Origin of the sequence: Streptomyces coryli (assembly GCF_011044975.1) — a bacterium.
Lineage (GTDB): Bacteria > Actinomycetota > Actinomycetes > Streptomycetales > Streptomycetaceae > Streptomyces > Streptomyces coryli.
Window position 1 is genome coordinate 1 of sequence record NZ_JAAKZV010000260.1, and the last position, 10,616, is coordinate 10,616.

General features: G+C 70.4%; 9 protein-coding genes. 6 read left to right on the forward strand and 3 right to left on the reverse strand.

Annotated elements, in window-relative coordinates; genetic code table 11:
• Positions 1-274 precede the first annotated feature (274 nt).
• Both G5C51_RS35175 and G5C51_RS35180 read right to left on the reverse strand, forming a co-directional pair.
• The gene (locus tag G5C51_RS35175; RefSeq protein ID WP_206314666.1) at positions 275-994 is read right to left on the reverse strand and encodes a PQQ-binding-like beta-propeller repeat protein; all 720 of its coding nucleotides are present in this window, start codon (positions 992-994) and stop codon (positions 275-277) included.
• Between the two features lie 88 nt (positions 995-1,082).
• A complete protein-coding gene (locus G5C51_RS35180; RefSeq protein ID WP_206314667.1) occupies positions 1,083-3,422 on the reverse strand; it encodes a fibronectin type III domain-containing protein in 2,340 nt (779 codons plus the stop codon).
• 275 nt (positions 3,423-3,697) lie between these two features.
• Between G5C51_RS35180 and G5C51_RS35185 the strand changes: the two genes are divergently transcribed.
• The 6 genes from G5C51_RS35185 (at position 3,698) to G5C51_RS35210 (ending at position 9,759) form a co-directional block, all read left to right on the forward strand.
• Entirely contained in the window at positions 3,698-4,714 is a 1,017-nt protein-coding gene (locus tag G5C51_RS35185; RefSeq protein ID WP_165243762.1) for a LacI family DNA-binding transcriptional regulator, read from the forward strand.
• Between the two features lie 97 nt (positions 4,715-4,811).
• Positions 4,812-6,026, forward strand: coding sequence for a sugar ABC transporter substrate-binding protein (locus tag G5C51_RS35190; protein ID WP_338118416.1), 1,215 nt, complete (start codon positions 4,812-4,814; stop codon positions 6,024-6,026).
• Positions 6,019-6,993 (forward strand): carbohydrate ABC transporter permease, encoded by a 975-nt coding sequence (locus G5C51_RS35195; RefSeq protein ID WP_165243764.1) that lies wholly within the window; start codon positions 6,019-6,021, stop codon positions 6,991-6,993. Before G5C51_RS35190 ends, G5C51_RS35195 begins: the two co-directional genes overlap by 8 nt.
• 8 nt (positions 6,994-7,001) lie before the next feature.
• Positions 7,002-7,802, forward strand: a complete 801-nt coding sequence (locus G5C51_RS35200) for a carbohydrate ABC transporter permease (protein WP_165243766.1) — start codon at positions 7,002-7,004, stop codon at positions 7,800-7,802.
• Positions 7,803-7,825: 23 nt separating this feature from the next.
• Entirely contained in the window at positions 7,826-8,596 is a 771-nt protein-coding gene (locus G5C51_RS35205) for a ThuA domain-containing protein (RefSeq protein ID WP_165243768.1), read from the forward strand.
• Positions 8,593-9,759 carry a Gfo/Idh/MocA family protein gene (locus tag G5C51_RS35210; protein ID WP_165243770.1) on the forward strand — a complete coding sequence of 389 codons (1,167 nt, stop codon included), beginning with the start codon at positions 8,593-8,595 and terminating at the stop codon, positions 9,757-9,759. Before G5C51_RS35205 ends, G5C51_RS35210 begins: the two co-directional genes overlap by 4 nt.
• Here G5C51_RS35210 and G5C51_RS35215 read toward each other — a convergent pair.
• Positions 9,665-10,414, reverse strand: coding sequence for a FadR/GntR family transcriptional regulator (locus G5C51_RS35215; RefSeq protein WP_420824891.1), 750 nt, complete (start codon positions 10,412-10,414; stop codon positions 9,665-9,667). The two genes, G5C51_RS35210 and G5C51_RS35215, sit on opposite strands and share 95 nt — an antisense overlap.
• Positions 10,415-10,616: the final 202 nt, after the last annotated feature.

A 10,616-nucleotide genomic window follows, 5' to 3' on the forward strand; every position in this document is an offset into this window, starting at 1 on the left:
CCCCCGCGACGCGCTGTCCCTCCCTCCGGCAGGCCCCCCGGCCTCCCGGTTATCTCAGCGCTGCTCGAAAACCCCACCCGACGCCGCACCAGGACATGCCTGTTGGACTGCTCACAGCACGGACCTATAGATCATTAGCGGTCGCCCCATGCCCAATCAGGCGCAGCACGGTCAATCTAGACCATCGGGGCGGGTCTTGAAGAGGGGGATGTGCGCAAATTGTGCGCAAGCTTTGAGCCTCATTCACGTGACGCGAAGGGCGATGCCGTGATCGTCAGACGCCGAGTGCGCCGCGCACGGCGGCGATCTCGTCCATCAGCTCTTCCATGATCTCGGGGGCCCGTTCCGGGGTGACGCAGCTGGTGTCGACCCCGGCCGCGGCCTGCCGGGCCCGTAGCAGCGGGTGGTTGGGCATGGAGATCGGGAAGGCCAGCGGGTCGAGTCCCGGGTCCAGCTCCTGGAGTTCGCGGATCGTGTCGTAGTCATTGCCGGTGCCCGAGCCGACCATGAGCCACCCGGAGGACGGGTCCAGGCGCACGGCGCCGGTCTCGATCCCCCTCGTCCACTGGGAGAACAGTGCGGCGAGGCTGGGCGCGGCCGGCACCGCGTCCCAGGTGTCGGGCGGGATCTCGTACCGCCAGATCTCCCCCTCGTGGTCGCCGGCCAGGACGAACGTGAAGAAGAGGTACTCGAAATGGAAGAGCGGCAGCTGCTGTCGCCAGGGGAACGGGACGCCGATCGACAGCGAGAGGTCGTCGAGCGCATCGCCGTCGGCCGGCCAGGGCAGCGTGAGGCCGCCGCCGGGGAGGAGCCGTTCGGCGTCCCAGCCCTGGGACTGGAGCCAGGTCAGCTGCTCGGCGACGTGGTCCACGTCGAACAGCCGGTGAACCAGCTCCGGTGCCGCCGTGGGCGGGGCGGCCGGCTCCGGCCAGTCGAGGCCCGCAGCCGTGGCGGCCGCCCGGTAGCCCGCCGCCGCGTTACGCAGCACGGTCATGTCATCGAGCATGGCGGAAGCCTTCCATAGTCGAAGTCGGCCCGGCGGTCCGCTGCCGCATCGCGCGGCAGCGGACCGCGATCGGGTGTTACGGCGACGACGGCTGCATGCACACGCTGGCGCCGCTGCCGTTGACGCGGATGCCGAAGCTCGGCGCGCCGGCCGAGACCCACGACTTGATCGGCAGCACCATGAACCGCTCCCCGTTGTCCACCTTGCACTTGGTGTGGAACGTGGAGATGTCATTGCCCTGCGGACTCGCCTCCCGGCGGGGCACCGGCTTCAGATCGGCGGTCAGGCCCGACAGGTTGACCGCCTGGTCCGTCGCCCAGAACGGGAACTCGTCGCAGACCTGGCCCCCGCGGTTGTCGCAGGCGTTCGGCCGGAAGGCGAGGGTGTCGAACCAGCCGCGCCGGAAGCCGGCCGACCGCGCGGCCTGCCCGTCGATGCTGCGGGCGGGGGCGAGCCACTTGATACGGCCCGAGGGCTGGGGGTAACCCCCGTTGCCCATGGCGGCCACTATGTGGTCCCCGGTCTGCTGCATGTCCACGAACTTGTTGTTCTTCCCGCCCGGTACGTAGACGGCGAAGTCGTCGTCGCAGGGACCGTAGCTGTAGTTGCCCCCCTTCAGGGCGGCACAGGCCTGGTCGATGGTGCGCCGGAGGTAGGAGTCCTCGGAGTCGGTCCAGGCGAAGGGCAGGTCGCGGTCGTCGGCTATCTCCTTTGTCGTCTTGATCAGTTGGGCGTACGCCGTCAGGCTGTGGTACCACCTGCCTTCCTCCAGGCCCCAGTCCTCGTACGTGTCGAAGTCGGTGGCGTGGTCGATCGGGTACTCCAGGAGCCCGCCGATGGCGATCGGACTGGCGTCGATGATCGACCAGATGACGCCCAGCGCGACGCCGATGACGATCGCCGCGGCGATCACGACGATCCAGAAGACGACCGCGGAGACGACGGTCGCGACTCCCGCGCTCGCCGCTGCCGCCGCCGGTGGCGCCAGCAGCAGGGTGCAGGCGCCGCTCTGCAGGCACCAGGCGACCGGCTGGATCGGATTACCAGGGTCGAAGAGCGGGGTCGTGTCGGAGGCGTCGGCGTTCAGCGGCGAGAGCGCCGGTCCACCGCCGGGCGCCGACACATCGCGGAGCAGCCCGGTGACATCGTCCGAGCAGTCGAACGACTCATCCTCCTCCGGCGGCATATGGTCCTCGACGCAGCTGGCATCCGCGGCCCGGTAGCAGCCGGCGAAGACCTGGGTGCTGCCGCCCGGCACCGTCACCGCGGAACGTACGCTTGGCGCGATGTAGAAGTCGCCGCCCTGCGCGGCGCACTGCGAACTCTCGCTGCTGACCTGCTGCGTGACCGTCTCGGGAACCGCGGGCGCGACGGTCTTGGTGATGAAGCCACCGCCGAAGTCCCGCCACTGCGTGCCATCCTCCCTCGCCGCGTCGATCCGCAGCGTGTACGGCGTGGCCGCTTCGAGGGGCTCGATCGGATACTCGATGACGCTGTCGGCCGTGCACGGGTCCGCCTTGTTGCCCGCGGCGTCCACGCAGTACTGGCCCATCGGGAACTCGTCGTGCAACTGGCCGTCGAGGAAGACCCGGTAGGTGAAGTCGCCGTTGGGATCGGGCTGCCACTTGGCCGTGGCGGAGCCCTCCTCCACCGCGAGCGTCAGCTCCGGGTCGGGGTCGGGCGGGGTCTCGGCGGTCCTGAAGGTCGTCGTCGCGGGGGTGGCCGACTTATTGCCCGCCAGGTCGACGGCGACGACGGACACCGTGTGCTCGGACTCGGGCGGCAGGCCGGAGATGGTGTACGAGCGGGTGGCGCTGTTGGTACGGATCGCGGGCCCGCCGTCGACCCTGATCTCGTAGCCGGCCAGGCCGTAATTGTCGGTGGCCGCGTTCCAGCTCGCCTTCGCCGAGTTGTGGGTGATGCTGCCGACGCTCAGGCCGGTGACATTGCTCGGGGCGATCCGGTCAACGATGTTGAAGGACCGCAGGATCCGTGCGAACCGCTTCGGCTCGCGTTCGGCGCGGGTGCACACCAGGTTCTTGCCGAGCTGCGGCGGCCGCAGCCGGGTCTGCCACGACGAGGCCCACCCCGACACGCCGGCCGGCGGCGGTCCGAGGGTGAAGTCGGTCGACTTCACCTTCCCCATCGAGACGTCGACCATCTTGGCCTTTTTGTGCAGCACCCCGGAGAGGTCGATCTTTCCCTCTTCGTCGACCGCGACATCCTCCTTGGGACTCGGCAGGTCGAGCCGTACGGCCGCATGGTTCTCGTCGTCGATCGAATTCCCGTCCTCGCCAGGCCCGGTCATTCCCGCGCACGCGGCCGGCGGGGTCTGTACCTGGTCAGCGGCTTCCGCCTCGACGGCCGGCAGATTCACCAGACCCACCGGAATCGCGATCGCCAGCAGTATCGCCAAGGCCCGTAATCGTCTAAGGAACAATCTCTTCCACATAGCCCCTCCCCTTTTGTGAGGCCAGAGGTTATGGGAATCCCCCATGGTTGTCTGCGCACCGACAATCAACATCAGCAACTTGGCCCAATCCAGCCCCTGTCGTCCAGGCAGGAAGTGTCAACCCCGCGGCCGGCGCCGGTTCATCGCTGCACACCTCTTGTCGGCGCTCGCGGCGCGGCACTACGGTCGCTGCCCAGCCAGTCGATGCGTATCGACACCCACCGAGGAGGTGCCCGCCCATGGCGACCAGCCGCGACGTGGCCCGCCTCGCGGGCGTCTCGCAGAGCACCGTCTCGTACGTGATGAGCGGACGCCGCTCGATCTCGGCCGAGACCCGGCGCCGGGTCGAGGAAGCGATGGCCACGCTGCGCTTCCAGCCCAACGCCGGCGCCCGCGCCCTGGCCAGCCGCCGCAGCCAGGTGGTCGGCCTGATGGTGCCGTTCGGGCCGGGGGCCGACACCGCAGGGGTGCTGCCGTTCATCGAGAGCATCGCCAAGTGCGCCCGCGCGGAGGAGCACAACGTGCTGCTGGTCACCGAGGACGAGGGCGCCGAGGCGGTGGAACGGCTCGCCGGTCGGGCGCAGTGCGACGCGCTGGTGCTGATGGACGTCGGAGCGGCGGACTCACGCATCGCGGTCGCGGCCGCGCTCGACCTGCCGGTGATTCTGATCGGCGTCCCGGACGACCCGGCTCATCTCCCGTGTGTGGATGTGGACTTCGACCGCGCCGGGCAGCTGGCGGTGGACGAACTGGCCGCCTGCGGGCACCGGCGCATCGTGCAGCTGGGCTATGTCCGGCCGTCGGTCGAACGCGACGTGAACTACGTCCGCCGCTTCGACCGCGGCGCCCGTGCCGCCGCCCGGCGGCACGGCATCCCGTACACCCAGGTCATCCCTGAGGACGCGGGAAACGCGGCCGTCGAGGCCGCGCTCGAAGAGGCGCTGGCGCCGGACGACGCCGGCAACCTCGGTCTGGTCGTGCCCGAGGGGCGGCTCACCTCCGCGGTGCTGACCGGGCTCGCGGACCGCGGCCTGACCCCCGGCCGCGATGTGTCCGTCATCGCGATCTGCACCGACGAGGCCGCGGAGACGACCCAACCCCCCGTCACCAACGTCTCCTTGGAGCCGCGGGAGGTGTCGCGCCGCGCGATGCACACCCTCTTCCGGCTGCTGGCGGACCGGCACGAGCCGACCGGCATCGATCTGGTCCAGCCCCACCTCACCAGACGCCGCACCACCCTGCCGCACCCGCACTGACCGACCTCCCCCTCCCGGGAGGCTTTTGCAGCACCCCTGTCGATACGTATCGACAACGCTCTGCCACGGCGACACCGACCGAATAAGGAGAGCGAACGTGACTCGACGACGAGCACGCTGGCCCGCCACCCTGGCGCTCCTGGCCCCCCTGACCCTGGCCGGCTGCGGCGGCAACAACGGCGTCCCCGACGACGCCGGCACGCTGCGCGTCATGGACTACTACGTGGACCAGCCCCACAAGTCCATCTACGACCGGACCCTCAAGGCATGCGGCCGCCGCGCCGGCGTGGCGATCGAGCACGAGAGCGTGCCGAACGCCTCGCTGATCCCCAAGACGCTGCAGCAGGCCGCCTCCCGGACCCTCCCCGACCTGCTGATGATCGACAACCCGGACGTGCAGCAGATCGCCGCCACCGGCGCCCTCCACCCCATCGCCGACCAGGGCTTGTCCGCGCGCGGCTACGCCCGCAGCGTCGTCGACGCCGCCCGCCACCGCGGCAAGGTGTACGCGCTGCAGCCCGTGGCCAACACGATCGGGCTCTTCTACGACAAGGACGCGCTCGCCGAGGCCGGCGTGAAGCCGCCCACCACCTGGGACGAGCTCAAGGCGGCCGCGAAAAAGCTGACTTCCGGCGACCGTTACGGCATGGCCTTCAGCGCCGCCGCCACGTACGAGGGCACCTGGCAGTTCCTCCCGTTCATGTGGTCCAACGGCGGCGACGAGCGGAAGCTCGCCTCCCCGAGGAACGCCGACGCCCTCCGCCTCTGGGCGGACCTGGTCCGCGACGGCTCCGCCTCCCGCTCGGTGGTCAACTGGGGCCAGACCGACGTCTCCGACCAGTTCGCGGCCGGCAAGGCCGCGATGATGGTCAACGGCCCCTGGCAGCTCCCGGTCCTGGACGAGAAGAAGGACCTGGACTACGGCGTCGCGGGAATTCCGGTGCCGAAGGCGGGCGACACCTCCGTCGTCCCGCTCGGCGGCGAGGCCTGGGCGCTGCCGCGCACCGGCAACGCCGAGCGCGAGGCCAAGGCGGCCAAGGTGCTCCGCTGCCTGACCTCCGACGCCAACCAGCTCGCGCTCGCCGCCAAGCGGCAGACGGTGCCGACGAAGACCGCGCTGATGGATCCGTTCGCCGGAAAGCACCCGGAGATGCGGGAGTTCACCGAGCTGGTTCGCGGCTCCCGGGCCCGTACCGGCGAGCTCGGCGAGGACTGGCCGGCGGCCGCCACGAAGATCTACACCGCGCTGCAGACCGCGCTCGCCCAGGGCGTGGATCCGCGGCAGGCGCTGCGGGAGGCCGAGAATGACTGACGTCGCCAAAGCCTCCGCCAAGCCCTCCGCCCCGCCCCTTAGGAAGCCCGCCGCCGAAGCCTCCGCACCGGTGCGCTGGTGGCACACCCAGCGCGGCCGCGAGCGCCTCTTCCACCTGCTGTTCCTGCTGCCCGCCCTGCTCTACCTGGTGGCCTTCTTCGGCTACCCGGTGGTGCAGAACCTCCTGATGGGCTTCCAGCGCTACGGCATCGCCACCTTCTACACCGGCGAGGCGCCCTGGGCCGGCTGGGACAACTACGCGGCCGTCACCTCCTCAGCGGTGTTCAGCAGGACGATGCTCAACACGGCGCTGTTCACCGTCTGTTCGATCCTCGCGCAGTTCGGCATCGGCCTGGCGATCGCGCTGTACTTCCGCCGCCGCTTCCCGCTCGGCGGAGTGCTGCGCGCGCTACTGCTCCTGCCCTGGCTGGTGCCGGTGATCGTCTCGGGGACGGTGTGGCGCTGGATCCTGGACCAGGACAACGGCGTGCTCAACCGGCTGCTGGGCGGCCTGGGCCTCGGCACCCCCGGCTGGCTCACCGACACCTCGCTCGCCCTGCTGTCGGTGATCATGGTCAATATCTGGCTCGGCATCCCCTTCAACGTCGTCCTGCTGCACAGCGGCCTGCAGGAGATCCCCCGCGAGCTCTACGAGGCGGCGGAGCTGGACGGAGCCACCGGGCGACGCGCCTTCCGGTACGTGACCTGGCCGCTGCTGCGCCCGGTGGTGACGGTGGTGCTGGTCCTGGGAGTGGTCTACACGCTCAAGGTGCTGGACCTGATCCTCGGCCTGACCGGCGGCGGCCCGGCCAACGCCTCCCAGACCCTGGCCACCCAGTCGTACCACCTGTCCTTCCGCACCTTCGACTTCGGGCAGGGCGCGGCGCTCGGCAACATCCTCATCGCCGTCTCGCTGGTCTTCGCCCTCCTCTACCTGCGCGCCAACCGGCGCGCCGTCGACGAGTGAGGCCCGCGATGAAACCGACAGTCCACACCGCCTTCGGCGCGCTGATCGTCGCCGTGATGCTCTTCCCCGTCTACTGGATGGTCAACGTCTCGGTGCAGCCGCCGGGCTCCACCCTCACCACCCCGCTGATCCCGACCGAGCTGCACTTCGACGGCTATGCGCAGGCTTTCGAGGACCAGGGCGGCAATCTGCTGACCAGCCTGACCGTGTCCCTGGCGAGCGTGGCCTTCAGCCTGGTCGTGGCCACCCCCGCCGCGTACGCCCTGGCCCGGCTGCGGTCCCGCTGGGTTTCCGTGGTGCTGCTGGCGATCCTGTTCAGCCAGATGATCCCGGGCATCGTCGTCGCGAACGCCCTGTTCAGCGCGTACAACCAGCTGGGGGCGCTGAACTCGCTCGGCGGCCTGATCCTCGCCGACTCCACCCACGGCATCCCCTTCGCGATCCTCATCCTGCGCGCCTTCCTCGGCGGCGTCCCCGCCTCGCTGGTCGAGGCGGCCCGGGTGGACGGGGCGGGGCGGGTGCGGGCGTTCGTCTCGATCGTGCTCCCGGTGAGCCGCAACGCGCTGATCACGGCGGGGCTGTTCACCTTCCTCTTCTCCTGGAGCGACTTCCTGTTCGCGCTGACGCTGACCACGACCGACGACGTCCGGCCGGTCACGCTCGGTCTTTACGAGTACCTGGGCGCGCATGTCTCCGACTGGAACACGGTGATGGCCACCGCCACCCTCTCCTCCATCCCCGCCCTGATCCTGCTGCTCGCGGCGCAGCGCTATATCGCCGCGGGTGTGGGGTCGGGGGCACTGAAGTGACCCCCTCTCGAAAGGAATCCGTTGTGACCACACCTGCAATCCGCGTCACCGTCTGGGGCGAGAACCGGCACGAGAAGCTCGAGGAGCACGTCGCCAAGATCTACCCGCAGGGCATGCACACCACGATCGCCGAAGGGATCAGGGAGAACCTGGGCGAGGCGGCAGAGGTCCGTACCGCCGTGCTCGACGACCCGGAACACGGCCTGACGGAGGAGGTGCTCGCGGAGACGGACGTCCTGACGTGGTGGGGCCACGCCGCCCACGCCGAGGTCTCGGACGAGGTGGTGGCCCGCGTCCATGAGCACGTGCTCGCCGGCATGGGCCTGCTGGTGCTGCACTCCGGCCACTGGTCGAAGATCTTCACCAAGCTGATGGGCACCAGCTGCACCCTGCGCTGGCGCTCGGAGCAGGACCGCGAGCTGGTGTGGACGGTGAACCCGACGCACCCCATCGCCGAGGGCGTCCCCCACCCCCTGATCATCGACGAGCAGGAGATGTACGGCGAGTTCTTCGACATCCCCGCCCCCGACGAGCTGGTCTTCATCAGCTCCTTCTCCGGCGGCGAGGTCTTCCGCAGCGGCTGCACCTTCCACCGCGGCCACGGCAAGATCTTCTACTTCAGCCCCGGCGACCAGGACTACCCCGTCTACCACCACAAGGACGTCCGCAGGGTGATCGCCAACGGCGTGCGCTGGGCACGCTCGGACCGCCCGCAGCGACAGGCGCCCGAACTGCTGCGGTACGAGACCGGCGAGTTCTTCAAGGGCGGCGCGTACCAGGGGCCGCTGCGATGACCCACGCCCGGATCGACTGCGGCCCGCGGTCGCCGTTGCGCCTGATCGTCGTCGGCTCGGGCCGGATGGGGCGCGCGTGGCTACGGGCCGTAACCGACGCGCCGGAGACCGAGCTCGTCGGCATCGTGGACCTGGACGCCGAGGCGGCGCGGCAGGCGGCCGCCGATCTCGGCCGCCCCGACCTGCCCACGGCTGCCGCGCTGCCGGCGCTGGCCGAACGGACCGGCGCCCAGGCCGTGGTCAATGTGACAACTCCGGTGGCCCACCACCCCGTAACCACCGAGGCGCTCTTCGCCGGCCTGCCCGTCCTCGGCGAGAAGCCGATCGCCGACACCCTCGCCCGCGCCCTGTCGCTGGCCGCGGCGGCGGAGGCGAGCGGGCAGCTGTTCATGGTGAGCCAGTCGCGCCGCTGGAACCCGCGGCTGTTCGCGCTGCGCGACCTGCTCTCGGGACTGGGCGCGATCGGCACGCTGACCACGGAGTTCTACAAGGCACCGCACTTCGGCGGCTTCCGCGAGGAGATGGCGCACCCGCTGCTGGTCGACATGGCGATCCACGCCTTCGACTCGGCCCGCTTCCTGCTGGGGGCCGAGCCGGTGTCGGTGTACTGCGAGGCGTTCAACCCGCCGTGGAGCTGGTACGACGGGGACGCGAGTGCGTGCGCCACCTTCGAGATGGAGGCGGGAACGCGCTATCTCTACCACGGCAGTTGGTGCGCCCCGGGCGCCGAGACCTCGTGGAACGGATCGTGGCGGGCGAGCGGCGAGAAGGGCACGGCGCAGTGGGACGGTGAGAGCGAGCCGGTGGCGGACCCCGACGTGACCTCGCGCGAGGCGGCGTACGACGGTCCCGCGGAGATCGCGGGCGCGCTGCACGCGTTCGTAGAGGCGCTGCGCACCGGCGGGACGCCGATGGGCGAGGCGCACGAGAACGCGATGAGTCTGGCGATGGTCGAGGCCGCCGTGGAGTCGGCGCGCACGGAGCGGCGGGTGTCCGTCGACTCCGTACTGGAGCGGGCGCATGCCCGGGCGGTGGCGGACGAGCGGCGGCCGGGGGTGCGGGCGGTCCTCAGTGCGTGGGATTCCGATTCCGTACGGGAGGCGCTGGCGGGTCGGGATCCAGCGCCGGCGAGTGCGCTATCTCGTACTCCGCCGACTCGATGATGGCGAGGACCGCATCGGCCGCCTCCGCCCCGTCACCCCGCCCGATCGCCTCCGCGACGGCGAGGTGGCGCGGGAGGGAGGCCTCCAGCGCGCCGGGGGTCTCGGTGCTGATCGCGAAGCTGTGCTGAAGAGCGACGTCCAGGGCGCGGCCGAGGGAGCCGAAGAGCCGGTTGCCGGTGGCGTCGAGCAGGGCGCGGTGGAAGGCGGCGTCGGCCTCGACGTACCCCTCGTGATCGGGCCGCCGGGCGGCGGCCACCATCCGCTCGTAGGCCTCCAGCAGGGCTTTTACGTCATCGGGCAGCCGCCGGGCGGCGGCGAGCCGGGCCGCGGCCGGCTCCACGGTGCGGCGCAGCTCGACGGTCTCGCGGAGCAGCCGCCGCGTCTCGTACTCCTGCTGCCAGCGCAGCACGTCCGCGTCGAGATAGTTCCACCCCGCGGGCGGCAGCACCTTCGTACCCGTACGCGGCCTGATGCCGAGCATCCCCTTGCCAGCCACCGTCTTGACGGCCTCACGCAGCACCCCGCGGCTCACCCCGAGCTCGGCGGCGAGCTTCTCCTCGACCGGCAGCGAGTCCCCGGGCGCGGCCTCCCCCGAGACGATCCGGCGCACCAGCTCGTCGACCGCCCACTCATGCATCGTCCGATGTCTGCGCACGAAAGTGCCTCCCACCCTCTGGACGGCAATCATCGAATGATTTAACTTTTCCCGTCAACTGCCCCCACTGCCCCCCAAGAGAGCCGTCTCAACGAAGAGAGTGCTCGGCATGACGCATGCTGAAGACCACGCGACCCCACCGCTCAGCAGCAGCCCGTTCCCCCTGCGGACGCAGAACCTCCCCGCCCCCGAGGTCCGCGAG

What these genes read in the sequence shown, in the direction of transcription:
- G5C51_RS35175 (WP_206314666.1), bottom strand. Translation starts at nt 994, where the DNA reads ATGACCGTGCTGCGTAACGCGGCGGCGGGCTACCGGGCGGCCGCCACG.
- G5C51_RS35185 (WP_165243762.1), top strand. Translation starts at nt 3,698, where the DNA reads ATGGCGACCAGCCGCGACGTGGCCCGCCTCGCGGGCGTCTCGCAGAGC.
- G5C51_RS35195 (WP_165243764.1), top strand. Translation starts at nt 6,019, where the DNA reads ATGACTGACGTCGCCAAAGCCTCCGCCAAGCCCTCCGCCCCGCCCCTT.
- G5C51_RS35200 (WP_165243766.1), top strand. Translation starts at nt 7,002, where the DNA reads ATGAAACCGACAGTCCACACCGCCTTCGGCGCGCTGATCGTCGCCGTG.
- G5C51_RS35210 (WP_165243770.1), top strand. Translation starts at nt 8,593, where the DNA reads ATGACCCACGCCCGGATCGACTGCGGCCCGCGGTCGCCGTTGCGCCTG.